Below are 23,621 nucleotides of genomic sequence, written 5' to 3'. Positions count from 1 at the left end.
TTTCTGAAAATCAGAGAGGCTTTCTTTAATACAATAGAGAAGCCTTTCTGAAAATCAGAAAGGCTTCTCTATTTATTCAAAATCTCAAATAACCAAATAATAAAATAATTACAGGTGGATGGCTTCGCCGTAAGCCACTTCGATGGCGTCTTTTACGGATTCGCTCATGGTTGGGTGCGGGTGGATGGAATCCAGCACTTCCTGGTAGGTTGTTTCCAGTTTACGGGCTACCACTGTTTCAGCAATGATTTCTGTAACGTTGGCGCCGATCATGTGGGTACCTAACCACTCACCGTATTTGGCGTCGAAGATTACTTTTACGAAACCTTCAGTAGCACCGGCAGCAGAAGCTTTACCGGAAGCGGAGAATGGGAATTTACCCACTTTCACTTCGTAACCGGCTTCTTTCGCAGCTTTTTCGGTATAGCCTACAGAAGCAATTTCAGGCGCGCAGTAAGTACAGCCCGGAATGTTCATGTAGTCGATTGTTTCTGGTTTGTGTGCGTATTTCTTTTCGTTGTAGGCAATAGCTTCCACGCAGATGATACCTTCTTTGGAGGCAACGTGCGCCAGCGCCTGACCAGGAACCATATCACCGATAGCGTAAACGCCAGGGATGTTGGTCTGGTAGTATTTATCAACTACAACACGGCCTTTGTCGGTTTTGATACCCAGTGTTTCCAGACCGATGTTTTCGATATTGGCAGCAATACCTACCGCGCTCAGTACCACGTCTGCTTCCAGGGTGATTTCGCCGGTCTGTGTTTTTACTTTTGCCTTAACGCCGTTACCGGTAGCTTCCACTGCTTCAACAGAAGCGTTGGTCATGATTTCAATACCTTTCTTCTTGTATATTTTTTCCAGTTCTTTGGAGATGTCTTCATCTTCTACCGGAACGATACGCGGCATGAATTCAACGATGGTTACTTTGGTGCCGAGTGTAGCATAGAAATATGCAAACTCAACGCCGATAGCGCCGGAACCAACCACGATCATGGATTTAGGTTGTTTAGGCAGTACCATTGCCTCACGGTAGCCGATTACGCTTTTACCGTCGATTTTCAGGTTTGGCAGCTCACGGGCACGGGCGCCGGTAGCCAGAATGATGTGTTTCGCGTCGTGAACGGTAGCTTTACCGTCTTTGTCCGTTACTTCTACCTGGCCTTTGGCTTTTACTTTACCATTGCCCATCAGTACATCAATCTTGTTTTTCTTCATCAGGAACTGAACGCCCCTGCTCATTTTATCAGCAACGCCACGAGAACGTTTGATAACAGCTTCAAAATCTACCTGTGCATCAGACACAGTAATACCGTAGTCTTTTGAATGCTTAGTATATTCAAATACCTGTGCGGTTTTTAATAAAGCTTTGGTTGGAATACAGCCCCAGTTTAAACAGATACCACCCAGGTTTTCTCTTTCCACTACCGCGGTTTTAAATCCCAGCTGAGAAGCACGGATAGCAGCTACATAACCACCCGGGCCACTACCAATTACGATAACGTCGTATGCCATAATGTTTAATTTTATTTGAAACTTGCCAAAGGTAAAACATTAATTACGAATTACCGCAGGTCCACCACTTCCACTCCCGGATACTTTTTGGCATCGAAAGTGAATACTGCATCCGCTACATTGGCGTTCGGTGTGAAACTGGTGATTTCGTAGGTGTAATGGTTACCATTTTTCTCGAAAACCTTCATCCTTGCGATGTTCTGGTTTTTCTTATCCACAGAAACAACCACTTTGAATACGTTCTTGGACTTATCCGTCGGGGTCAGTTCTATGTTCTGTAATACTTTGCCTTTTTCGTTGGTTTCTCCGTCCAGACGGTACAGGTAGTCTTTATCGTAGAAGTTGGTGAACAGTTTGGCAGGCGTCATGGCCCCGCTGCTCTGGTCTACGTTATTGATGGTTACCTCGTTTACATCTTTAGCATATGTCCAGGATGTTTTATTATCGCTGATAATCTCCTGTCCGGGAAGCGTCACTTTATACTTGGCCCCTTTCAGGTAAACGGTTCCTTTCCTGGAATCATTTACATTTTTGGCACTTTCCACTTTGAGTATAAAATTAGCCACTACGGACTTCAATGATTTGAATTTATTGCTGACACCGTCCAGGATAGTTTTGGCCTTTGCATCGTTGACGCCCCCCCCTTTGGTTTGCGCCATACCGCTGAAAACGATACCACTCAGTAACAATCCTGTTAATACAAATTTCTTCATTGTAGTTTTTTTTAGTTTGTGCTACCCTGGCATGTCAAATGCCATGCCGGTATACTGTGATCCCAGTCTTTAATGGACTGCAAAATTCGTATATTTTGTTAAAATGTATGACGAATTCTTATATATGGTAAAATACTATAACAAATCGTTAAGAATTTCCTGTAATTCTGCATCCGTTTTTACCAGTACATCCCTGGCCTTGCTGCCCATGTTAGGCCCTACAATACCGGCAGCTTCCAGCTGATCCATGAGGCGGCCGGCGCGGTTATAGCCCAGCTTCATGCGCCGCTGTAACAGGGACGTGGAGCCCTGCTGGGTTTGCACGATCACCTGGGCGGCTTCTTCAAACAGCGGATCCCTGTCTGCCAGCGACAGCTCCTTGCCTTCGGAATCCTTGTCATCAACATATTCCGGCAACAGGAAGGCATCAGGATATCCTTTCTGGTTACCGATGAACTCGGCCACATTTTCCACTTCCGGCGTATCCACAAAGGCGCACTGCAACCGCACAAGTTCTCCGTTAAATGATACCAGCATATCCCCCTGGCCAATCAGCTGCTCTGCACCGCCAATATCCAGGATGGTACGGGAATCTATTTTGGAAGACACCTTAAAGGCCACGCGGGCCGGGAAGTTGGCCTTGATGGTACCGGTAATGATATTTACGGACGGACGCTGCGTGGCTATAATCAGATGTATACCAACGGCACGCGCCAGCTGGGCCAGACGTGCAATCGGCATTTCCACCTCTTTACCGGCCGTCATGATAAGATCGGCAAACTCGTCCACCACCAGCACAATGAATGGCAGATAACGATGGCCTTTCTGCGGATTCAGCCGGCGTTGGGTGAATTTCGCATTGTACTCGCGGATATTGCGCGTTCCCGCTTCTTTCAGCAGGTCATAACGCAGGTCCATCTCAATACACAGCGCATTCAGCGTATGGATCACCTTCTTGGTATCGGTAATGATGGCATCGTCCTCTCCCGGCAGCTTGGCCAGGAAATGCTTTTCAATCAGCTTATACAGCGATAATTCCACTTTCTTGGGATCTACCAGTACAAACTTTAACTGTGACGGATGCTTCTTGTACAATAACGATACCAGCAAGGTGTTGATACCAACGGATTTACCCTGACCGGTAGCCCCCGCCATCAGCAGGTGAGGCATCTTGGCCAGGTCGGCAATGAAGTTTTCGTTGTCGATCTTTTTACCGATAGCTATCGGAAGATCCATGGTGCTGGACTGGAACTTCTCCGATGCCAGCATATTTTTCAGGGAAACGATACTTTTCTTCACATTGGGCACCTCGATACCGATAGTACCCTTGCCCGGTATAGGAGCAATGATACGTATACCCAATGCAGACAGACTCAGCGCAATATCATCTTCCAGGTTTTTGATACGGGAGATGCGTACTCCAGCCGCCGGCACAATCTCATACAATGTAACAGTAGGGCCTACCGTGGCGCTGATCTTCTGAATGGAAATATCGTAGTTCTTCAGCGTATCAATGATCTGGTTCTTGTTCTTTTCCAGCTCCCCGGTATCCTGTACAATTACTTTGTCTGCATTATGATTTTCCAGGAGATCCAGCCCGGGGAACTTATAATCCCGCAGGTCCAGTGACGGATCATAGGGATCTACGGGCACTACGGGCCGCACAGCCACTGCTTCTTCCACATCTTCTTCTTCGTCCCTGAAGGTTTCCTTGATCTCAAAAGTTACTTCTTCCGGCTGCGGTTTCTTCCGGGAAACCGGTGGGGCAGGCTCTTCCGGTATATCCTCCACATATAGCAGCGGGCCCGGATCTTCTTCCGGTTCCTCTTCTTCTTCCAATGTATGCTCCATCATTTCCGGCATTTCTTCCGGCACAGGCGGTGCTGCCGGCGGCATATACGGCGTATGGGAAGGGATTACGGTGATATCCATCTCTTCTTTCTCAATCAGCTGCATGGGCAGCAGTTCTTCTTCTTCCTCTTCATGCGGCGGAATAACTACCACACCGTTATCTTCTTTCAGGCTGTTCTTTCTGTTGTCTGCAACAGGATTTACAGGAACGGAGGCAGCTGCTGCAGTGGCAGCCGGCGCCGCCATTGGCACAGGCCCCACCGGTGCAGGTTTGGGCGGTTTTTCTTTTTTCTCCGGCCATTTAAAGTTGAAATTAAACTTCCAGATCAGCCAGGAGAAACCAGCTACCAGCAGTAATAGAGCGGTGCCCGTTTTCCCGATGAAACCGGAAGTCCATTTTTCCAGGGCATTGCCCAGCGCACCGCCCCAGGGGAAGTCAGCGCCATAGGTCAGAAATGCCATCGACATACTGATGAACAGCAGGCCGAAGAGAATGTATTTTATATTCCGCCAGACGCGGAACACGCGGCGGCCAACGATAAAATTAACACCGATGATAAAGAAGAAATAGCAGAACAGATAGGCGGCAATACCTACACCGCTGTAAAAGAAGTTATGGGAAACATAAGCGCCCAGGCGACCCAGCAGGTTGTCTACCTTCACATCGCCGATCAGCAGTTCCCTGGTGGAATAGCGGAAGACCTTATCCTGGTCTTCTTCCCAGGTAAACAGGTACGAGGTGAATGCAATAAAGCAGTATACAGACAGCAACAGGAAGAACACACCCATTACTTTATGGGTACGTTCATCTTTTACCAGCTCTTTCACTTTTACCTCAGGCTCCTTGTCTTTCTTCAACACATCAGGATTGGGGGCGGCGCCTTTTGGTTTCTTGTTTTCCGGTTTTTCGGTTTTCAGTTTATTCTTGGACATAATATAACTTCAAAAGTGCAACTACCTCGCTGTAGGTGGCAGCTGTAAAATCCAGTGCACAATAAATTCCGGCACAAGGGGGTCAATGGTTTGTTCCAGGTCGCCGTATTCAGCCACTGTACAGGTTTTGCATCGCTGAAACAGGTGGTTTAATCCGTCGAACTTCCGGATGGTGACAAGCATATTCCCATTTTCACGCAGACCGCGTTCAATGGCTTCCAGGTTGGAAGTGGCATCTACCTGTACATCGTTGGAACCGTTGACAGCCATGAAGGGACATTTGATCTGCTTCAGGTAATCGAGCGGTTTGTACAGTAAAACGGATGACAGTTCTTTATCAAAATGTATGTTATTTACGAATTCCTGTTCAGACACCTGTGCCTGCAGTTCTTTCGGGGAACTGCGGTATATTTCCTGCAGTGCTTCTCTGGCTTTTGCAGTAGCAGCCACAATATTGGTGTCGCCTGCCAGCGCGTCCCAGTAAGGCTTCAGGCGTATCAGTCTATCCCGCACCAGGCTGTCTGATTCACCGGCCAGTTTGCCTTCCAGCACCAGCCGCTGATCTACGAGTTCGCGGCCGGGTAGCCCTACGCCTGCCATGCAAACTACAAAACCGACCGATTTATTGTCTGCCGCAGCAATCTGCGCTACAATGGCGCCTTCGCTGTGGCCCAGCAGGCCAATACTGTAAGGGTCAATATCTCTGCGTGTTTTCAGGTATGCTACAGCACCGCGGGCATCATTGGCAAAATCGTATATTCCTGCCTGGCTGTAAGTGCCCGAAGATCTGCCTGTACCGCGGTCGTCGAAGCGCAGGGAGGCGATACCGTTGCGTGCAAAATAGTCCGCCAGCACCAGGAATGTTTTATGTCCTGCCATCTCCGCGTTGCGGTCCTGCGGACCGGAACCGCTGAGCATTACCACTACGGGATACCTTCCCAGGGCAGCAGGGCGTGTAAAAGTGCCTGCCAGCATTACTTTACCATCTTTGCCGGGAAAGGTCACTTCCTCGGTAGCATACGGATAAGGCGGCTGTGGCTCCTGTGGCCGTTTATACAGGTCTTCCCTTTTTATCTCCTTCCTCGACAGATCAAATTTATGCTGTTGTCCGTTCCAGGTGAATATGCCCTGAAACTGTCTGGCGGCGGCATTCCACACTCCTGCATATGCAAAGTTGATTTCGTCTATCCGTAACAGCAGGGTATCTTTTCTATATACTACGTTATCGAAAGGAAGGCTTTCCGCTGACTGTTCCGGGCTGGACAGCCGGCCCGTATAGCCGTCGCCGTTTTTCTCCAGCACAACGATCAGGCGTTGTTTTTCACCGTAGTAGGAACTGGATACGCCATACCATCTGCCGGTAATATTCTTCGTATCCTGTGCCTGTACTGCTATTCCCAGCATGACACCACATAACAACGCCCAAAAAAATTTATGCATATACTTTACGCTTTGATCTTTAAGATTCCCATCAGCAGGCATATCCAGCCTATGATGAAGAATACGCCACCGATAGGCGTAATGATGCCGATACCTCTGAGTCCTACGTTGCCGGTAGCTTTCAGCATGGTGAGTGCGTAGAGCGATCCGGAGAACAGGAAGATACCGATAATAAAACATCTGCCGGCCCATTCCAGTTGACTACCTCCTGCATTAGCAAAGAGGATGCCGGTAGCCAGCAAAGCAAAAACATGATAGAACTGATACGTAACGCCTGTCTGAAAAGTGGATACTGTTTCCGGTGGCACCAGCTCTTTCAGCTTATGCGCGCCGAATGCGCCCAAAACTACTGCCAATGCGCCTAAAGCCGCTGCCCAGACTAAAAAACTTTTATGCATGCTCGATATTTTGTGTAAAGGTATCCAATGAAATATTATCGGATGAAATTATGTGGCGGGATTGTTCATAAAAAGGCCGGCGTTCCGCCAGTTTCTTTTCCACGAAGTCCAGCAGATCCTCGTCATCGAGGTCCTGGATCAGCGGCCGTTTGGATTTTTTCCGCTGCAATCTTTCCACCATGGTTTCCAGAGAAGGATTAAGCCAGATGGTAATGCCTTTTTCGTTCATGAAGTCCATGTTATCCTGGAAGCAGGGCGTACCACCCCCGCAGGAGATCAGGAAATGCTCCTGCCGGGATAATTCGCGCAGCAGCATACTTTCCTTTTCGCGGAAATAGTCTTCCCCTTTGGTGGCGAAGATATCACTGATGGCCATTTCCTCTGCTGCCACAATCACGTCGTCCAGGTCATAGAAGGGTAACTGCCAGTGGTCTGCCAGTTGTTTTCCCCAATAGGATTTTCCGGCTCCCATGAAGCCGAGCAAGAATATTTTCATAAATCAAAAAACGCAACAGTTAGTTAATAATTCCGTTCCTCACGCCGGATGGGTCCATGCCAGGCATAGCTCATTTTCCATTATATATTGCAAATATAACCGGGTATTTGAATCCTGCTTCACAAAATCGGCTGTAATAAAGCCGGCGGTCTGGTAATTAAAGGGGTGCAGCCGCATATTCTCCTTAAAATCAACACTTCCCAGGCCATACCATTTAAACATTGCTTCCTTGGCGCTCCAGCAGATGGTTTTATGCGGCAGCGCATGCTGCGGGTCTATAAACATCCGCTCTTCGGCGGACAGGAACTTGCGGGATACCTTTTCGATTTTCTCCTTCACCTGTTCTATATCTATGCCTACCGCAGCCCTGGTGCTGACGATGGCCGCCACATAATCGCCGCAGTGCGATATGGAAAAATGGTAGCTGTCGCACATCAGTACCGGCTTACGGGAATTGGTCACTTTTATCTTTTCGATGGGGAATTCCGGGAAGAGCGTCACCAGCATATATCTTCCGGCAAAGTGCTGTAACCGCTTATGCGGATGATGTATTTCCGGGCTGATATTTACACGCTGACGGAAAAAATCCTCTTCTTCTTCTATCCGCCAGACACCCAGTCTTGTTTCCGGTTCAATTTGTATGGTACGTATTAATGGCATATCTTGCCAAATTAAAGCAAAAAGCAGCAATAACTCAAAAGCTTTTAGCTTTTCGCCGCCCTCATTTTTTATGCACGGGCTGAAAGTCACCCTCTGAAAGCCAGAAGCTAACAGCTAAAACTAAAATTTAACATGATTCTGTCAGACAAACGGATACTGGAAGAAATTGAAAAAGGCACTATCGTGATTTCGCCTTACGACCGGAAGTATCTGGGAACCAACTCTTATGATGTACACCTAGGCAAACACCTGGCTACGTACAAGGACCGTATCCTCGATGCGCGTAAACACAATGAAATTGAGCACTTCGAGATACCTGAAGAAGGGTATGTACTACAACCGGGAACCCTGTACCTGGGCGTAACTGAAGAATACACCGAAACACATGCACATGTGCCTTTCCTGGAAGGTAAATCCAGCACCGGCCGCCTCGGTATTGACATTCACGCTACCGCTGGTAAAGGCGACGTAGGTTTCTGCAATACCTGGACCCTGGAAATCTCCTGCGCACAACCTGTACGCATATACGCAGGAATGCCCATCGGGCAACTCATCTATTTCGTCGTTGAAGGCGAAGTAGAAACATTCTACAACAAGAAAGGCAACGCTAAATATAACGGCCGCACCGTGAAACCGGTGGAAAGTATGATGTGGAGAAACGAATTTTAAACTCCTGCGGAGTTAATTACGAATTACGAATGGCGAATTACGAATGAGGAGCGAAGACATAAGCGAATAAAGCATTTACTTATTCGCTTAAATCTTCGCTCCTCATTCGTAATTCGCCATTCGTAATTCGTAATTTCATACTACATACACCACCTCCCCTCCTTCTTCCCGTCCCGGAACTTCCAGTTTACTGATCAGGCGCTGCATAACAGCGTGAGGGACTATTTCTTCCCGTTGCCGGTTTTGTTGCAGCAATATGCTGGCCGGCACTTCTACATATATTATGGTGACAGCAGCATGGTATTGCGTGAACAGGCTGATGAGCTGTGCGCGCAGCTGACGGGTGATGTTGGTGGCATTCCAGACGAATGACCTGCCTGCCCGGAGATGTTCGCGGGCAAGGGCTTTGGCTGCCTGGATAACGATGCCGTTACCACTTTTATCGTCCGGGCTGATTTTCATTTCCCTGCGGATATTGTCCAGGGAGATGAGGGGCCATTGTTTGTAGTGGCGCTGTATGTACGTGTCTTTACCCGCGCCGGGCAATCCGCTCATCAGGATGACCTGTGCGGCGGGCTGTCCGTAAGGCACGTAGTCAGCTGCAGCATGTTCATGCAACAGGTAATGGCTGCGTGCATGGGCGGAGGCAAAGGGCCGGGACTGGCCCCAGCATTCATTTTCACGGCACAGCTCCTCGAAGCAGTCCAGCCGGTAGAGCAGGTCTGCCTGGTCTGCACAGATGCGGCCCAGTATGTCTGCACGCGCCAGCAGAGCCAGCAGCCGTGTATCTGCGTTCAGGCTGGCAGTAATCAGTGCCCGCTGCGGATCCGGCTTTTCAAAGATCCACAGCGGCAGGCCGTGGTATTTCACCAATGCCGCGATCTGTTCCCGGATAGCGAATGGCGTGGGGATATCGCGGTAGAGTATCTGCCGGACACGCATCTCCCCTTTGCGGGCATGACCCGCAGCAGTGATGCTGCCGTCTGGATGTATGGCCGTGGTGCTGTATTTCTCCACATCATGGAGCAGCGCAGCGGCCCACAGGATGGCCTGTTCCTGCGGCGGGAGCGCCTGGTATGCCGGCAGCTGTTCCAGCGCTGCCAGCACCATCTGCGTATGTACAGCCACGTTACCTTCCGCATGGTGGCGCACATCCTGCGGCACCTCCTGCATGACGCGTACCCATTCAAAAGTATCTTCCAGGTGTTTCCAGTTTCTGTTATCTGTTATCTGCCACATAATTACCTCCTTCATAATTCAACCGTGCACGCCGCCAGTGACGGGTCCAATGCTGATCGGTTTTTACATGCCCCTTGCGGACATATTTAAATACATTATTTGCAAAACTGCTGACAGGGTATCCTGCCGCATTGCGGGATACAATGCCTTCCATGATGGTAGCGCCGCCGTCGTGCGCGTTGTGCGGATCAAAGGCGCCACGGCCGGTTACGAGCGACAAAGCCTCTTTCTCAAACTCCTGTCGTGTAGCCGGTGGCGTTAGTATCCTGATCTCAGGTACTACCGGCAGATCCAGCAGGGCCGCATAAAAGCGGGTTTCTTCCCAGCTGAGCCAGTACCCGTTCTCCCGGATGCCAAACACATAAAAGTGATGGTCCAGGTTTTTATACTCAATAGAATGTACCGCGTACAGGTTCTCCAGGAATATTTCCAGGTTCCCCAGGTCGTTCCGGATGCTCTGCCAGTAACGGCGGATAGTCTCCGTCCATGGAGAAACCGTGGGCGCTACATGCGAGCGGGCAAATACCCCATGCCGGGAAAGACAGTTATTCTCCCCATCCAGTTTTTCCGTATGCACCAGCAACGGAATGCGTTGCAGCTGCTCCCAGTAATCATACTGTATACGGTCGTCGCTCGTTGTGCCGGGCGAAAACGGATAGTGGTACGTACGGCCATATTTTTCAGAAACCGCCATATAAATCAATTACAGATTACCATACAGCATTCATGTATGTACTGCAGAAGTAATCAGGATGAAACAATAAAATCACAGGCCTGTTCCGGAGCTGGAACGGCTAAAGGAATAAGTGTTATACCTGTGACATTACATGGCGCAAAGTTTGGATCGTTTTTAACAACAGGCGCAAAGGTAATAAAATGCTGTAATATCTCCGGCCGCTTTTTTTTCTTAATACGCTCACGTTTACACGTTGTTAACAATTGAGAACTTTCTTCGGAGTAATTTCTGATAAAATTTATCGCCCCATGAATATGGTCTGGAATGCTATTAAATCTGATGTAGCCGGACTTTCAGTTGTTATTGCCCTCTCAGCATTCAGCATGTGGAACAGTCATTTCCGTACTTTCGATCAGATACTTGGCTGCGTCACCTCCGGTACCGTTATTTTGCTGCTCAGCCACCGCATCTATTTCAAAACGAAACTTACGCTGAAAACAAATGCCGAATGCTTTATCATGCATATAGCACTGGAATTACCGCCGCTGGAAAGGCTGAGGGTAATCAAATCCATGGCAGCCTGCCAGGAACTGCCGAAACGTTACCGCCGCGCAGCGGAAGAAGTCTACCATAACATTGTCCGTGAAATCAATAACGGCGATGACAGCCAGGACCCCGAAGCGCTGCAGCGTAATTATGCCTCCTTCAGCATGAACTGACGCCGGCTTCCGCCTCAAAATAACCCCTCATCCCATTTATCTGCTCATCCTCCTTAATTTATTTATATTGGGTCTGCTTTTTTAGAAATTCACAACAACAATACTGCAATGAGAAAATTATTTCTATGCGCTACCGCTGCGGCGGCCTTTATGGCCTGCAACAACGGCGGCGGCACACAGGGCAGCAAGGCAGACAGCTCGCTGAATGCTGCATTTCAGGCCTATCAGGACAGGTTTATTGAACAGCTCTGGAAAGAAAACCCGGAATGGGCCACCACTGTAGGCTATCACAAATACGACTCCCTGCTGCCTATCCCGGACAGCGCTGCCGCACAGGCCAGACTCGCCTTTGCCAGACAACAGCTGGATTCACTGAAAACATTTGACAAGGATAAACTGACAGATGCCAACCAGATTGACCTGCAGCTGATTGAAAATGCACTGCAATCCACCATCTGGAGTATCAACGAACTCAAAAGCAACGAATGGGACCCTTCTTCCTTTAACGTCAGCAATACCTTCGCCTTTATCCTGAATGAAAACTACGCTCCCCTGGAATCCAGGCTGCGCAGCATATACAGCAGATTGCAACATGTGCCGGCCTATTATGCCGCCGCTAAAAAACAGATCAGCAATCCGGTGCCGGAATTAACATCTCTGGCTATTGATCAGAATAATGGCGGACTTGGCGTGATAGAAAAAGATTTTGCAGACTCCCTGCAGAAAACAACTATTCCGGCTGCCGAAAAAGCCGCGATGATTGCGCGCGCTAAAACTGCCGCTGCCGCCATCCGCGACTATGCCGCCTGGCTGAAAACGCTGAAACCCGCACAACCACGCAGTTTCCGCCTGGGCAAACAATTGTACAGCCAGAAATTCAACTTCGATATTCAATCCACCTTCAGCGCTGAACAGATCTATGATTCCGCTGTGGCCCGCAAAGCTTTTGTACACAGCGAAATGACAAAAATCAGCCGCCAGCTGTGGCCAAAATATTTCGGTAATGCGACGATGCCAACAGATTCTCTGATACTGATCAGCCGCATGATCGATACGCTTTCCGTTAAACATGTGAAACCAGAAGAATTCCAGTCAGCCATCGAAAAACAGATCCCTGAGCTGATTGCCTTCATCAAGGAAAAAGACCTGCTGTACATTGACCCTTCCAAACCACTGGTAGTACGCAAGGAGCCTGCTTATATGGCTGGCGTGGCCGGCGCTTCCATCAGTGCCCCCGGCCCATATGACAAAGGCGGTAACACCTATTACAACGTGGGCAGCCTGGAAGGATGGCCAAAAGACAAAGCTGAAAGCTACCTGCGCGAATACAACCACTACATCCTGCAGATACTGGATATTCACGAAGCTATCCCCGGCCACTACACTCAGCTGGTATACGCCAACCAATCACCCAGCCTCATCAAATCCCTGCTGAGCAATGGCGCTATGATTGAAGGATGGGCCGTATATACCGAACAGATGATGCTGGAAAACGGTTACGGCAACAACGAACCGGAAATGTGGCTGATGTGGTACAAATGGAACCTCCGCGCTGTATGCAATACCATCCTGGATTACAACGTACACGTCAACAACATGAGCCGCGAAGACGCTATCCACCTTTTAACCAAAGAAGCCTTCCAGCAACAGGCTGAAGCCGAAGGTAAATGGAAACGCGTCAGCGTAACCAGTGTACAGCTCACCAGCTACTTCACCGGTTACAAGGAAATCATTGATCTCCGCGAAGCCTATAAAACCAAAATGGGTAAAGAATATAACCTGAAGGCATTTAACGAGAAATTCCTGAGCTACGGGAATTCGCCGGTTAAATACATAAGGCAGCTGATGTTGAAATAATTACGAATTGCGAATTACGAATTACGAATGTAACTCGAAGATAAAAGCGAAGACCGAAGCGATCATACTATTAAGTATCCGCTTCGGTCTTCGCTTTTATCTTCGAGTTACATTCGTAATTCGCAATTCGTAATTCGCAATTATTTCAGCATCACGTATCACACGTCACCTCATCCCACTCCTGGTTTCTGTAGCAGATCAGCCAGTTGAGGGCGTAGTGTCTTTCGTATACGATGCCCGGATGTACGGGTTCTTTTTCGCTTTTCAGGCGGGCATCTACGCAGGCCCAGTTGGCGCGGTAGTAGAGGTCATTGGCATCCAGGATGGCAGCGGCCTGGCGCACAGTGGTAGCGGCGGTCAGGAAGGCAGCCGGGTCGGAGTCTGGTCCGCGGAACGGAAAATCTTCTGCGGGTACCATATCCAGGTTGCAGAGGTCATTCATATACCCCAGGGAAGGTACTTTATTTAAGGCCCATAAGAGCACCCAGATAGCTTCACATTTCCAGGTTTCCCTCGTTTTGCTGTCTTCCTGCGGATCCTGCAGGAAAGCTTTTTCTCCGGGTGTGGTGTGTTCCCACAGCTGGTGTTGCTGCAGGTAAGCGGTGACGGCCGGGCCGTCCAGGTAGCCGAAGGCTACAGTGTTTACAGCGGCAAGTACAGCTACGCGGGTGGCTATTTCAGCGGCGGATCGGATGGTGACATCTGCTTCACCGGGAACCGGCGGCAGCATGGCGCTGGAGCGTATTCCCATTTCCCGGAGCTGTTGCAGGCTGCGCGTTTTTCTCATGAGGGCGTCTGCAGCGGGCGTTACAGGGCTGTCGAAATATTTTGCGTCTATGCTGACGGTAAGATTAGTAGCGGTAGAGTGGCCGTTTACATCGAGGAGGAGGGCGCCGGTTTTGTCCCAGAACCCCTGTACATCTGTTTTGAAGATGACGTTACCTTCGGAGAAAAAGATGGCATCCAGTTCGTGCGCCATTTCCATGACGGCAGCGCGGAGATCACCATTAAAGGCGGGTTCGGCTTTTACTACCACTTCTGTATTGATAGTAGGTATTTTAGCCAGCAGTAAGGATTTGAGATCTTCGTTATCAGCGGAGATCTGTTCCACAAAAGCGTGCATACCGCGCAGATTGGCTATAATCGGCTCATCGCTGTGGTCCAGGGTATAACCGGGCACAGTACGTTGTCTGTGGGTGATGGTAAGGGTATGCCCCTTGCGTAATAATTTCTTTCCTGAAACAGCGGTAATACTATCCCAGTTATTTTCCTGTCCTGATATACTGAGCGCTGCTGTATCAAAATGAGCCTGCATCCGCTTCAGCACTTTTCCCATATCTACCTCGTGTGTATAGAGGGTACAATTTTCCATGCTATTTGAATTCGAGGGGGCAAATTTAGCCCACGCATTGGAAAATCTTTTTTGGAAGTTTTAAATTTTTGCCTTGAAACAGGAATGAAAGTTGTCTTATATCAATAAAAAAAATCCATGAAGCGTACTCATCTGTTTTCGCTCGTGTTTGTCGGATTGGCTGTAGCAGCGGCCAGTTGCGTACCGCCGAGGCGGCCATCCAGACCGCCGCGTCCGCCCCGGCCGCATGCCCTGCTATTTTTTTCCGTTCCTGTGCTGCAACAGCCGGATGATGGCGTTCAGTTTCACCGGATCATGGACGTAAGGGGATAAATCAAATAATTCCACTTTGCGGAATTGTACCGGATGGCTTTCACTCTGCAGGGAGATGGAGCCAGCCGTCAATAGTTTGCCATCCTGCTTAACGGCAGGAGTGGCGCCGGACACGTTACCACCGCCAATCTGAGGCTTGTTGTAAACAATTACCGTATCTCCTTCAATGATATGTTTAATCACGGAGTCGCGCAGCACCAGTGCTTCCGCGCGTACCCAGCGGTCGCCGTGATAGGTTTTGGAAACGGAGCTGATACAATGGTCGGTGATTAATTTCCCGTTCATCACCACGTTGGTGCCTGGGGTGCAAAGGTTGCCGGTAGAGCGGTCATCTTTTCCGTTGCCTCCCAGCAGCTGGTCTTCCAGGGAAATCGGGAAATCCTGGTCTTTGGTCATGGTATTAGCCGGCTGCCCGTGCAGCATGATGCCGCTGTTACGGAAAGCCCATCCGGGGCCGCCTTTCACCTGATCGCCGGTGAAGCGGTATTCCACCACTACCAGGTAGGCGGAGAAATCTTTTTTGTAGAAGATATGCCCGTAGCGTTCATTGAAGGCATCGTATTTATCATAGCTGACGGTCATCATACCATTTTCTACACGGAAGGTATTACCGAAATTATCATTCAGGTCATAGCCTTTAATTTTCACATCCCAGTCTTTCAGATCCTTTCCGTTAAAGAGTTTCAGCCATTTGTTGGGGGCAATATCCTTTGTTGTCTGCGCCGCGGCGTGCAATCCGGCGAGTACCAGTAACGTGGTAAAGAGTTTTTTCATTGTGTGCATGTTTGGCCGGTTAAGATAGGTTATCAGGAAGAAAAATACAATACATCTGCCTTTATGCTGGCATATAATTAGTGACGGACAGCTATAGTAATACCATGTTTATGAAAGTCATATCCTTACTCTTTCTATCCTTTTTACTGACTTATCGGCCGGTGGCAGCCGCTACAGAAGAGCCGTGGCAGCCGTTGCTGAAAGCGCAGCTGCAGGCGCTGGAAAAAGCGACGCCTTCTGCCTGGGCTCCTCATGTGGATACACTGGCGAAGCTGGCCGGGCAATATCCGGACATATGGCTGTTGCAATATTACGCCGGATGGGCTTATACGCAGTTGTCATTCAAGACGCCCAAAAAAATGTCCGAGGTGTTGTGCAATCAGGCAGAACCCTTTGTGAGAAATGCTTTGGCTTTACAGCCGGGGAATACAGAAACGCTGACGCTGATGGGCTACTGGCTATCTGCCCGCATTAATGCGGTGCCATCCCGTGGCGCTGCATTAGGCGCTGAAAGCCGCGATTATGCCCAGAAGGCTATTTCCGCAGACTCGTCCAACCCCCGCGCCTTTCTTATCAAAGCGCTGAATATCTATTATACACCGGCTATTTTCGGTGGTGGTAAGAAGCGGGCCAGGGCCGTGGTAGAGGAAACCGGCGCTAAATTCGCTGCTTTTACACCTGCTGATGAATTCTCTCCTGCCTGGGGAAAAAATATTTATGAGGTGCTGCAGGCTTCCTATAAATAGTGTGTAATAAAATACGCACCGTATCTATCGCGCCACATAAATGGGTATTATTCTTTAATATCTATATAAATAAATATCAATCAAATATGAAATTCCTGTAAAACAGCAGGGTTTTAGCGGGTATTCCCCAAAATGTAATATGAATTCCATGATAAACCAGACAACTACTCAGGAGCAACCAAAGGCCGGTTCTTTATACGATGGCTCCAACATTATCAACGTTACGCCGGAAGGCAGAATAGTATCCATTTTTACGGGCGCCTGGCTGCTGGGAAGCGCTATCAGCAAGGTAGACAAACACCCGCTGGGCAGTCTTTTCAAATTGCTGGGCGCAGGCTACCTGTTGTACCGCGGTATTTCCGGCAACGACCTGATTAACGGCCTGCTGGGCAAGCGGAAGCCGGACAGGCACACGTCTTCTGTGAACATTCGCACTTCGCTTATTATTGAAAATCCGAAGGAGGAAGTATATTATTTCTGGCGGCAGCTGGGCAATCTGCCGGTATTTATGAAACATCTGCTGTCGGTAGAAGAAATTGATCCGATGCGCTCTCACTGGAAAGCAAAGGGACCAGGCGGTATCGGCACTTTAGAATGGGATGCTGAAATAGTGAAGGAAATTCCTGGCGAAATGCTGGGCTGGCGCTCCTTACCCGGCTCTTCTATCGCTACTGCTGGGCGTGTCACCTTCCGGGACACTCTTAACGGCGGAACTGAAATAGATGTGATGATTACCTACCGCCCTCCTGCCGGCTACATGGGCACCGGACTGGCCTGGCTGCTCAATCCCGCCTTTGAGAACATGGTGGTGAATGATATTAAGCGATTCAAGAATTATATGGAAACAGGGGAGATTATTAATTGATTTAAATTGCGAATTGCGAATTACGAATGTAGAAGCGAAGATTAAACCGAAGATTTAAGGAGATATTTAATAGTTATCCCTAATAATCTTCGGTTTAATCTTCGCTTCTACATTCGTAATTCGCAATTCGTAATTCGTAATTATTTATTCTAAGAAAGCGCTTCGCTCTTAAATCTATTATATTTCTTCTGGCTTTTATTGATCAGTTTCAGTACACGTTCGCGCACATCGTCCTGCAGACCGTCGATTTCGTTTTCGAAGACATGTTTAAGGTCTGAAAGGTCCTCTGCTCCGCGGTCAACCAAACCATTAATTTTACTGCGCCAGCCATCTGCCTTATTCTTGATTTTCTTTCTGATCTCATCTCCACGGTCAGGAGCTGTTAACATACCAATGACAATCCCTGTGGTTAACCCGGCTATTGCACCTGCTAAAAATTTGGTAGTAGACATAATGTGAAGTGTTTTATGGTTTAACAAATGATTCCAGTGCGAGGTTTAGTGCCCTGCACAGAAAAGCAAATTTTCAAATATCAGGCCAGAACGGGCACAGGAAATGTTAAGATGCTATTAAACAACGGGAGAGTAAATCGTGGAACCTGCATTCTGCAGTTAAAGAAAGCTATCCGGAACAATACCAGGATTGACATTGTTCCGGTGTGGATGAGACAAGCGTGTTAGATAATGGAATTCATAAAGTCAAACGGAGCAGTAAAATAGTTAAGATTTTCAATTTTTCAATACTTTTTGAAAGAGATGAAAAAATAAATTTTCTTAAAAAGTCAGATCCTTCCCGGAAACCATGTACCAGGAAGGATCTGCATTATTTTCTGCGTTTTTTGTCCGTTACTAACTCTCAGCCAGGAGGCTGCTGATCAGCCGGTCAAAGTCCGCTTTAAACTGTTCAAAATGTTCGCCGGTACCGGGTCCGGAGAAACCGGTATGTACTTCTTTCACATTACCTTTTTTATCGATGAAGATAGTGGTCGGAAATCCTTTGATACCGGTGAGCTGCGGCAGTGTTTTTTCTCCTTTTTCCGGATCTGCGGGTGTTACGCCGGTGATGAGTACCGGATAGGTCACATCAAACCGGGTGAGGAAGCCGGTGAGGCTCTTTTTGGATTTTTCGAAATCGGTGGTACGTTCGTAGGCCAGTCCGATTACTTCCACTCCCCTGTCCTTATTCTTTTTATACCAGTTGCTGAGGAAACCTGTTTCATCCATACAGTTGGGGCACCAGGAGCCCATGAGGGTAATCACCACCACTTTATTTTTGAAGCGGTCGTCATTAATGCTCACTTTATTACCGTTCAGATCGGGGAAGGTGAAGTTCAGTCGGGATTGACCGGGTTTTACAGTAGCCAGGGTCCTTTCATCGGGCAGTTTCGCGCTGTCATTTCTCACGGCGGTCCACGTTTCCTGATGGTCGCCTATACCGGCATAGAAGCGGCCGTTGGTGATACTGTCTTTTCCCACTACTGCTGTAAAGTAATAGGCATGAGAGCCGTCGAAAGTGGAGAGGCGCAGGGTATCTCCGTCCATGATACCGTCCAGGAAGCGGTAGTCGCCGGTAGAGGTCAGGAACGTACCATGTACCACCTCACCGGTTTGTTTGAATTCCCCGATGGCATCGGAAGATTTATCCTTATCGAGGAACTGTGTTACCCAGCGGCCGGTAACCTGTGTGGTTGCTGGTTTGCCGGGTTTAAACCTTTCTGCGGTATTGGGTACGGCGGTAAACGGAATGCTGGCATCTTTATCGGCCAGGTGCCGGATCCACTGGCCTTCCAGTTTGCCGTCGCCGGTAAGCTGTGCTTTAAATTCAGAATCGAAGAAGGGCATTTTAATGAATACGGAATCGCCGGTTACGGTGATATCGTCTACCAGCAGCCGGTCGGATGAGTTGATGACATAGAGTACTTTTTTACCGAGGCTATCTTTCACATCAAAGTTGAAGACAATATCTGCACCGTCGGCCCGGTGCAGTTTTGCCTGCCAGACACCATTTACCAGTTCTTTCTTAGTATTGCCGGCATTGCAGGCAGCCAGTGCCATACCTGCGAGGCAGCAGATCCATAGTTTCTTCATAAGCTCATTTTAAGCGGTGAGGGCAAACAGTATTTTCGTATACTATTTACCGTTATAGTTCCTTTCTCCGAACAGCAGGCTGCCTATACGTACCATAGTACTTCCCTCCTCCAGTGCGATGGTGTAGTCAGCGCTCATGCCGATGGATAGTTCCCTGAAATAATCGTGGTTGTTAAAAAATGTTGATTTTACAGACCCGAATAATTGGTGGAGCTGGTGGAACTCTTCACGGATCTGAGTTTCATTGGTGGTGTTGGTGGCCATTCCCATCATGCCGGCAATGCGTACATGTGAAAACTGCGGGGCGTTGGCAGCCCAATATTCCAGCAATTGCTGTAACTCCTGCCGGTTCATACCGAATTTGGTTTCTTCTGCCGCAATATGTACCTGCAGCAGACAATGGATGGTCCGCTGATGTTTAGCGGCCTGTTTGCTGATTTCCTGCAGTAGCTTCAGGGTGTCTACCGCATGAATGGTATGTACAAAGGGAGCCATGTACTTCACCTTATTGGACTGGAGGTGGCCAATAAAATGCCATTCAATATCAGCAGGCAACTGAGCCTGTTTTTCTACTAATTCCTGTACGTAATTTTCGCCAAATATTCTTTGTCCTGCTTCATAGAACGCCTTTATATCTTCAACCGGTTTGGTTTTAGAAACCGCCACCAGTCTGGCATTATAAGGCGCCAACTGCGACAGGACCGCTTTGTGGGCGGTGATGTTGATAGCCATAGGGGCAAAGATAATTACGAATTATTAATTACGAATTACGAATTGCGAATTACGAATGAGGAGCGAAGACATAAGCGGATAAAGAAATTTGCTTTTTCGCTTATGTCTTCGCTCCTCATTCGTAATTCGCAATTCGTAATTCGTAATTATTTCCCTAATATCGATCTGCTAATAACTATCCGCTGTACTTCACTCGTGCCTTCGTATATCTGGGTAATTTTAGCGTCGCGCATGAGGCGTTCTACGTGGTATTCCTTTACGAAGCCGTAGCCGCCGTGTACCTGTACGGCTTCGGTGGTTACCCACATGGCGGTTTCGGAAGAGAATACTTTCGCCATAGAGCCGCTGAGGGTGTAGTCGAGATGGTTGTCTTTTTCCCAGGCTGCCTTGAGGCAGAGGAGGCGGGAGGCTTCGATGCGGGTGGCCATGTCTGCCAGTTTGAACTGGATGGCCTGGTGCTGGCAGATTTCCTTACCGAAAGCTTTTCTTTCCTTAGAGTATTTGAGTGCCAGTTCATAGGCGCCGCTGGCAATACCCAGTGCCTGGGACGCGATGCCGATACGGCCGCCGGCCAGTGTTTTCATAGCGAATTTAAAGCCGAAGCCATCTTCGCCGATCCTGTTTTCCATAGGCACTTTCACATCCTGGAACATGATACTGTGGGTATCGCTGCCGCGGATGCCGAGTTTATTTTCTTTGGCGCCCACGGTAACGCCGGGGCTGTTTTTCTCTATAATCAGGGCGTTGATGCCTTTGCTGCCTTTTTCCGGGTGCGTCTGGCAGATCACGAGGTATACGCTGGCGGAATTACCGTTGGTGATCCAGTTTTTGGTACCGTTTACAAGGTAATGATCGCCTTTATCTTCAGCAGTAGTGCGCTGGGAGGTGGCGTCGGATCCGGCTTCCGGCTCGCTGAGCAGGAAGGCGCCGATGATCTCTCCTTTTGCCAGCGGCACCAGGTATTTTCTTTTCTGTTCTTCCGTACCAAAGGTTTCGAGCCCCCAGCAAACCAGGGAGTTATTCACGCTCATCACCACGGAGGCAGAAGCATCTACCTTGGATATTTCTTCCATGGCCAGTACATACGAAATAGTGTCCAGGCCGGCGCCACCGTATTCAGGGCTTACCATCATTCCCAGGAAACCCAGTTCTCCCAGTTTCTTGATCTGTTCCGCAGGAAACTTCTGGTGTTCGTCGCGTTCAATCACTCCTGGCAATAATTCTGTTACAGCAAAATCCCGCGCTGCCTTCTGAATCATCAGATGCTCTTCCGTAAGTTGAAAATCCATGGTTAAAGTTGTTTTTTGTGTTTTAAGTTGTAAACCCAAATTATTTATAAATAGGGACGTAAAAAAATGACTGTCCTAAAATTCAACGTTGTCAACCATTACCGGGAAATTATTGAATAAAATGTTACAATTAGGCTACTGTATTCGATTTGGTTTATGTGTTTCCCCGCACTTTTTACTGTTTTCCGGGCACGACGCTTTTGGGCGTTCTCATAAAATCCTGTAGCTTGCCTGTAATGAGAACTTTATGAAGAATATTAAGATAATTGAAGTTAAATCAGAAATAGGAGCCGGTACCAGGGGTGCAAGTCTGGGTGTAGACGCCATCAAGATTGCAGCGCTGGACTTTATGAGCAACTTTTTTGTGCACTTCCCCACCGAAGCAATTGAGACGGAGAACAAGCTGCTGTTTGAACCGATTGAATCGCCTTACGCCAAGCGGATCAAAGGCACCGTGAATATGTATGAGCGCATCAGTAAAAGCGTATGTGAAACGGTTAAAGCCAACTGGTTTCCGGTACTGCTGTCCGGCGACCACAGCACTGCCGGCGCCACTATCGCCGGGCTGAAAATGGCGCATCCCAAAGCCAAACTGGGAGTTATATGGATAGATGCCCATGCCGACCTGCATACCCCTTACACCACCCCTTCCGGCAATATGCATGGTATGCCGCTGGCAACAGCCATTGCGGAAGACAATCTGGACTGTAAGGTGCATGACCTGGATGAAAATACCGCTGGCCTTTGGAATGCCCTGAAAAATATCGGAAAAATTTCTCCGAAGGTATTACCGGAAGATATTGTGTTCATCTCCCTGAGAGATTATGAAAAGGAAGAAGATTACCTGATCAAGCAATATGGTATGAAGGTAATTACCACCAATGAAGTACGGCGCAAGGGACCGGAGAACATTTCCCGTTCCGTTTTCCGTTATCTCAGTGACTGCGACTATATTTATGTTTCCTTTGATGTGGACAGCCTGGATGCCTCTATCTCCAGAGGCACCGGCACACCGGTCAGCAACGGCCTTCGGGAGCGCGAGGCGGAAGATCTGATCGCCAAGTTCATGCAGCACCGTAAGATCTGCTGTTTTGAAATCACGGAAGTGAATCCTACACTGGACCGCGAGAACCTGATGGCGGAGATAGCCTTCAACATACTGCAGCGCAGCGTGAACGTGCTGATGATGAACTAGCGTATCTGAAAGTAGGCGATCAGCCAGCCGGTTACTTCGCTGTAGCTGCGGATGCCTTTATCCTGCTTATTGGCTTTGAGGTACTGATCGTACAGAACAGTGGAATAATCCTCTATTTTGCCTGTATACTTTTCGTAGAAGTTCATGATTACCTCGTAATCCGCTTTCACACCGGGCACGGTTCTGTGCCAGATTTCCTTTGCGAGGGTGGTATCGCGGCGGCCCAGCTGCCGTACGCTGTACAGCAGCATATCGAAATTGGCCGCATAACGGAAACGGCTATCGGGAATGCTGGTAGCGGCGAGGTATCCTACGAAATTGGCATCTTCCTCCGGCGCATAGCCAATCTGGTGGGCTATTTCGTGACATGTCACGAAAGGCTGTACCACAGCTGGCACCGTCGTATTTACCTGGGCCTCTGCCGTAAAGGGGTTCAGGTAGCCCGTAACGCCGGGGTAGTTGAGCCATTCGCCGAACAGGGCGGGCTTCACGCTGGGATGGCGGTAGCGGAGGGCCGGCCACTTTACGGCGGCGGAATCATAGGCACGGAGCGACATTTTAAAAACAGCCGGACCGGAGATATTGACAGCGGCAGCATGCAGGGTATCGCCGAGGTTGGCCTTCTCTCTGTTTACCAGCCGCAGCAGGGTATCGGAAAGCTGATAAAGCTGCTGCGTATCGTATTTACCGGTAACAATACCGGTATCGCGCAAAAGGGTATTGCGGTCATAATTTAATCCCCAGAGTATGAGGAAGGCGAGATACAGCTTCAGCAGGGTGTGAATGCCTCTGAGAAACAGTAATCCTGCTTCTGCCCACAGCAGGCGGATCAGTTTATAACATAGTTTTAACAGAAAAAATATACCTGTTACAATCCAGGCAGTATATATTACGTCGCCAACACTGAATGGCACTATACCTGTTACCTGACGGAACGTTCCACTCACCCAATCATACCACCTGTGGAAGTAGAAATCGCTAAAGCGGTGACTCCATGTGAATAATCCTTTTAACAACAGTATAGCCGTAAGTGTTAGTACAATACGGATAATCTTCCTTTTAATTCTGTCCTTTATTTCCATA

22 protein-coding genes are annotated in these 23,621 nt (G+C 48.6%); 6 read left to right on the top strand and 16 right to left on the bottom strand.

The genetic code is table 11. The features are described from left to right. Positions 1–108: 108 nt before the first annotated feature. From lpdA to GWG06_RS20665, 7 genes are all read right to left on the bottom strand, one after another. Entirely contained in the window at positions 109–1,515 is a 1,407-nt protein-coding gene (gene lpdA / locus GWG06_RS20695; protein ID WP_127039303.1) for a dihydrolipoyl dehydrogenase, read from the bottom strand. A 50-nt stretch (positions 1,516–1,565) separates the two neighbouring features. Next, positions 1,566–2,228, bottom strand: coding sequence for an outer membrane lipoprotein periplasmic chaperone LolA1 (gene lolA1, locus GWG06_RS20690; RefSeq protein WP_127039306.1), 663 nt, complete (start codon positions 2,226–2,228; stop codon positions 1,566–1,568). Positions 2,229–2,363: 135 nt separating this feature from the next. Next, a complete protein-coding gene (locus GWG06_RS20685; protein WP_160715649.1) occupies positions 2,364–5,012 on the bottom strand; it encodes a DNA translocase FtsK in 2,649 nt (882 codons plus the stop codon). Between the two features lie 21 nt (positions 5,013–5,033). Beyond that, a complete protein-coding gene (locus tag GWG06_RS20680; protein WP_160715647.1) occupies positions 5,034–6,452 on the bottom strand; it encodes an alpha/beta hydrolase family protein in 1,419 nt (472 codons plus the stop codon). Positions 6,453–6,457: 5 nt separating this feature from the next. Further along, positions 6,458–6,850 carry a DUF423 domain-containing protein gene (locus GWG06_RS20675; protein WP_127039315.1) on the bottom strand — a complete coding sequence of 131 codons (393 nt, stop codon included), beginning with the start codon at positions 6,848–6,850 and terminating at the stop codon, positions 6,458–6,460. Then, positions 6,843–7,346 (bottom strand): shikimate kinase, encoded by a 504-nt coding sequence (locus tag GWG06_RS20670; RefSeq protein ID WP_160715645.1) that lies wholly within the window; start codon positions 7,344–7,346, stop codon positions 6,843–6,845. Before GWG06_RS20670 ends, GWG06_RS20675 begins: the two co-directional genes overlap by 8 nt. A gap of 39 nt (positions 7,347–7,385) precedes the next feature. Continuing rightward, positions 7,386–8,006, bottom strand: a complete 621-nt coding sequence (locus GWG06_RS20665) for a 4'-phosphopantetheinyl transferase family protein (protein ID WP_160715643.1) — start codon at positions 8,004–8,006, stop codon at positions 7,386–7,388. A 132-nt stretch (positions 8,007–8,138) separates the two neighbouring features. On the opposite strand from GWG06_RS20665, the gene dcd reads away from it, so the two are divergent. Continuing rightward, positions 8,139–8,675, top strand: a complete 537-nt coding sequence (gene dcd, locus GWG06_RS20660; protein WP_160715641.1) for a dCTP deaminase — start codon at positions 8,139–8,141, stop codon at positions 8,673–8,675. Between the two features lie 135 nt (positions 8,676–8,810). On the opposite strand, the gene GWG06_RS20655 is transcribed toward dcd, so the two are convergent. Continuing rightward, positions 8,811–9,929: an AAA family ATPase gene (locus GWG06_RS20655; RefSeq protein WP_235938452.1), complete on the bottom strand. Its 1,119-nt coding sequence runs from the start codon at positions 9,927–9,929 to the stop codon at positions 8,811–8,813. Continuing rightward, entirely contained in the window at positions 9,895–10,608 is a 714-nt protein-coding gene (locus GWG06_RS20650; RefSeq protein WP_127044081.1) for an RNA ligase family protein, read from the bottom strand. Before GWG06_RS20650 ends, GWG06_RS20655 begins: the two co-directional genes overlap by 35 nt. A 290-nt stretch (positions 10,609–10,898) precedes the next feature. Here GWG06_RS20650 and GWG06_RS20645 point away from each other — a divergent pair, with 290 nt between their 5' ends. Together GWG06_RS20645 and GWG06_RS20640 are read left to right on the top strand one after the other, a co-directional pair. Continuing rightward, positions 10,899–11,309: a hypothetical protein gene (locus GWG06_RS20645; RefSeq protein ID WP_127044082.1), complete on the top strand. Its 411-nt coding sequence runs from the start codon at positions 10,899–10,901 to the stop codon at positions 11,307–11,309. Between the two features lie 108 nt (positions 11,310–11,417). Continuing rightward, positions 11,418–13,166, top strand: a complete 1,749-nt coding sequence (locus GWG06_RS20640; RefSeq protein WP_127044083.1) for a DUF885 domain-containing protein — start codon at positions 11,418–11,420, stop codon at positions 13,164–13,166. 151 nt (positions 13,167–13,317) lie between these two features. On the opposite strand, the gene GWG06_RS20635 is transcribed toward GWG06_RS20640, so the two are convergent. Together GWG06_RS20635 and GWG06_RS20630 are read right to left on the bottom strand one after the other, a co-directional pair. After that, positions 13,318–14,538, bottom strand: a complete 1,221-nt coding sequence (locus GWG06_RS20635; RefSeq protein WP_160715640.1) for a DUF4272 domain-containing protein — start codon at positions 14,536–14,538, stop codon at positions 13,318–13,320. Positions 14,539–14,772: 234 nt separating this feature from the next. Beyond that, the gene (locus tag GWG06_RS20630; protein ID WP_127044085.1) at positions 14,773–15,624 is read right to left on the bottom strand and encodes a 3-keto-disaccharide hydrolase; all 852 of its coding nucleotides are present in this window, start codon (positions 15,622–15,624) and stop codon (positions 14,773–14,775) included. Between the two features lie 110 nt (positions 15,625–15,734). Here GWG06_RS20630 and GWG06_RS20625 point away from each other — a divergent pair, with 110 nt between their 5' ends. Together GWG06_RS20625 and GWG06_RS20620 are read left to right on the top strand one after the other, a co-directional pair. Continuing rightward, positions 15,735–16,370, top strand: coding sequence for a hypothetical protein (locus GWG06_RS20625; protein WP_160715638.1), 636 nt, complete (start codon positions 15,735–15,737; stop codon positions 16,368–16,370). 148 nt (positions 16,371–16,518) lie between these two features. Beyond that, on the top strand, positions 16,519–17,235 hold the full coding sequence (locus GWG06_RS20620) for an SRPBCC family protein (protein ID WP_158631664.1): 717 nt from the start codon (positions 16,519–16,521) through the stop codon (positions 17,233–17,235). Between the two features lie 149 nt (positions 17,236–17,384). On the opposite strand, the gene GWG06_RS20615 is transcribed toward GWG06_RS20620, so the two are convergent. From GWG06_RS20615 to GWG06_RS20600, 4 genes are all read right to left on the bottom strand, one after another. Next, on the bottom strand, positions 17,385–17,687 hold the full coding sequence (locus tag GWG06_RS20615) for a YtxH domain-containing protein (RefSeq protein WP_127043722.1): 303 nt from the start codon (positions 17,685–17,687) through the stop codon (positions 17,385–17,387). 396 nt (positions 17,688–18,083) lie between these two features. Beyond that, on the bottom strand, positions 18,084–19,322 hold the full coding sequence (locus GWG06_RS20610) for a peroxiredoxin family protein (RefSeq protein ID WP_160715636.1): 1,239 nt from the start codon (positions 19,320–19,322) through the stop codon (positions 18,084–18,086). Between the two features lie 42 nt (positions 19,323–19,364). Continuing rightward, positions 19,365–20,054 carry a YggS family pyridoxal phosphate-dependent enzyme gene (locus GWG06_RS20605; RefSeq protein WP_160715634.1) on the bottom strand — a complete coding sequence of 230 codons (690 nt, stop codon included), beginning with the start codon at positions 20,052–20,054 and terminating at the stop codon, positions 19,365–19,367. A 146-nt stretch (positions 20,055–20,200) separates the two neighbouring features. Then, positions 20,201–21,343: an acyl-CoA dehydrogenase gene (locus GWG06_RS20600; RefSeq protein ID WP_160715632.1), complete on the bottom strand. Its 1,143-nt coding sequence runs from the start codon at positions 21,341–21,343 to the stop codon at positions 20,201–20,203. 247 nt (positions 21,344–21,590) lie between these two features. Here GWG06_RS20600 and GWG06_RS20595 point away from each other — a divergent pair, with 247 nt between their 5' ends. Further along, positions 21,591–22,538 (top strand): arginase, encoded by a 948-nt coding sequence (locus GWG06_RS20595; RefSeq protein ID WP_127043718.1) that lies wholly within the window; start codon positions 21,591–21,593, stop codon positions 22,536–22,538. Here the strand turns inward: GWG06_RS20595 and GWG06_RS20590 are convergent. Further along, the gene (locus GWG06_RS20590; protein WP_160715630.1) at positions 22,535–23,620 is read right to left on the bottom strand and encodes a DUF3810 domain-containing protein; all 1,086 of its coding nucleotides are present in this window, start codon (positions 23,618–23,620) and stop codon (positions 22,535–22,537) included. The two genes, GWG06_RS20595 and GWG06_RS20590, sit on opposite strands and share 4 nt — an antisense overlap. Between the last annotated feature and the right edge of the window lies 1 nt (position 23,621).

The organism is Chitinophaga solisilvae (assembly GCF_009928525.1).
GTDB lineage: Bacteria > Bacteroidota > Bacteroidia > Chitinophagales > Chitinophagaceae > Chitinophaga > Chitinophaga solisilvae.
This window is presented reverse-complemented; position numbering and strand designations above follow the sequence as displayed.

What these genes read in the sequence shown, in the direction of transcription:
- lpdA (WP_127039303.1), bottom strand. Translation starts at nt 1,515, where the DNA reads ATGGCATACGACGTTATCGTAATTGGTAGTGGCCCGGGTGGTTATGTA.
- lolA1 (WP_127039306.1), bottom strand. Translation starts at nt 2,228, where the DNA reads ATGAAGAAATTTGTATTAACAGGATTGTTACTGAGTGGTATCGTTTTC.
- GWG06_RS20685 (WP_160715649.1), bottom strand. Translation starts at nt 5,012, where the DNA reads ATGTCCAAGAATAAACTGAAAACCGAAAAACCGGAAAACAAGAAACCA.
- GWG06_RS20680 (WP_160715647.1), bottom strand. Translation starts at nt 6,452, where the DNA reads ATGCATAAATTTTTTTGGGCGTTGTTATGTGGTGTCATGCTGGGAATA.
- GWG06_RS20675 (WP_127039315.1), bottom strand. Translation starts at nt 6,850, where the DNA reads ATGCATAAAAGTTTTTTAGTCTGGGCAGCGGCTTTAGGCGCATTGGCA.
- GWG06_RS20670 (WP_160715645.1), bottom strand. Translation starts at nt 7,346, where the DNA reads ATGAAAATATTCTTGCTCGGCTTCATGGGAGCCGGAAAATCCTATTGG.
- GWG06_RS20665 (WP_160715643.1), bottom strand. Translation starts at nt 8,006, where the DNA reads ATGCCATTAATACGTACCATACAAATTGAACCGGAAACAAGACTGGGT.
- dcd (WP_160715641.1), top strand. Translation starts at nt 8,139, where the DNA reads ATGATTCTGTCAGACAAACGGATACTGGAAGAAATTGAAAAAGGCACT.
- GWG06_RS20655 (WP_235938452.1), bottom strand. Translation starts at nt 9,929, where the DNA reads ATGAAGGAGGTAATTATGTGGCAGATAACAGATAACAGAAACTGGAAA.
- GWG06_RS20650 (WP_127044081.1), bottom strand. Translation starts at nt 10,608, where the DNA reads ATGGCGGTTTCTGAAAAATATGGCCGTACGTACCACTATCCGTTTTCG.
- GWG06_RS20645 (WP_127044082.1), top strand. Translation starts at nt 10,899, where the DNA reads ATGAATATGGTCTGGAATGCTATTAAATCTGATGTAGCCGGACTTTCA.
- GWG06_RS20640 (WP_127044083.1), top strand. Translation starts at nt 11,418, where the DNA reads ATGAGAAAATTATTTCTATGCGCTACCGCTGCGGCGGCCTTTATGGCC.
- GWG06_RS20635 (WP_160715640.1), bottom strand. Translation starts at nt 14,538, where the DNA reads ATGGAAAATTGTACCCTCTATACACACGAGGTAGATATGGGAAAAGTG.
- GWG06_RS20630 (WP_127044085.1), bottom strand. Translation starts at nt 15,624, where the DNA reads ATGAAAAAACTCTTTACCACGTTACTGGTACTCGCCGGATTGCACGCC.
- GWG06_RS20625 (WP_160715638.1), top strand. Translation starts at nt 15,735, where the DNA reads ATGAAAGTCATATCCTTACTCTTTCTATCCTTTTTACTGACTTATCGG.
- GWG06_RS20620 (WP_158631664.1), top strand. Translation starts at nt 16,519, where the DNA reads ATGATAAACCAGACAACTACTCAGGAGCAACCAAAGGCCGGTTCTTTA.
- GWG06_RS20615 (WP_127043722.1), bottom strand. Translation starts at nt 17,687, where the DNA reads ATGTCTACTACCAAATTTTTAGCAGGTGCAATAGCCGGGTTAACCACA.
- GWG06_RS20610 (WP_160715636.1), bottom strand. Translation starts at nt 19,322, where the DNA reads ATGAAGAAACTATGGATCTGCTGCCTCGCAGGTATGGCACTGGCTGCC.
- GWG06_RS20605 (WP_160715634.1), bottom strand. Translation starts at nt 20,054, where the DNA reads ATGGCTATCAACATCACCGCCCACAAAGCGGTCCTGTCGCAGTTGGCG.
- GWG06_RS20600 (WP_160715632.1), bottom strand. Translation starts at nt 21,343, where the DNA reads ATGGATTTTCAACTTACGGAAGAGCATCTGATGATTCAGAAGGCAGCG.
- GWG06_RS20595 (WP_127043718.1), top strand. Translation starts at nt 21,591, where the DNA reads ATGAAGAATATTAAGATAATTGAAGTTAAATCAGAAATAGGAGCCGGT.
- GWG06_RS20590 (WP_160715630.1), bottom strand. Translation starts at nt 23,620, where the DNA reads ATGGAAATAAAGGACAGAATTAAAAGGAAGATTATCCGTATTGTACTA.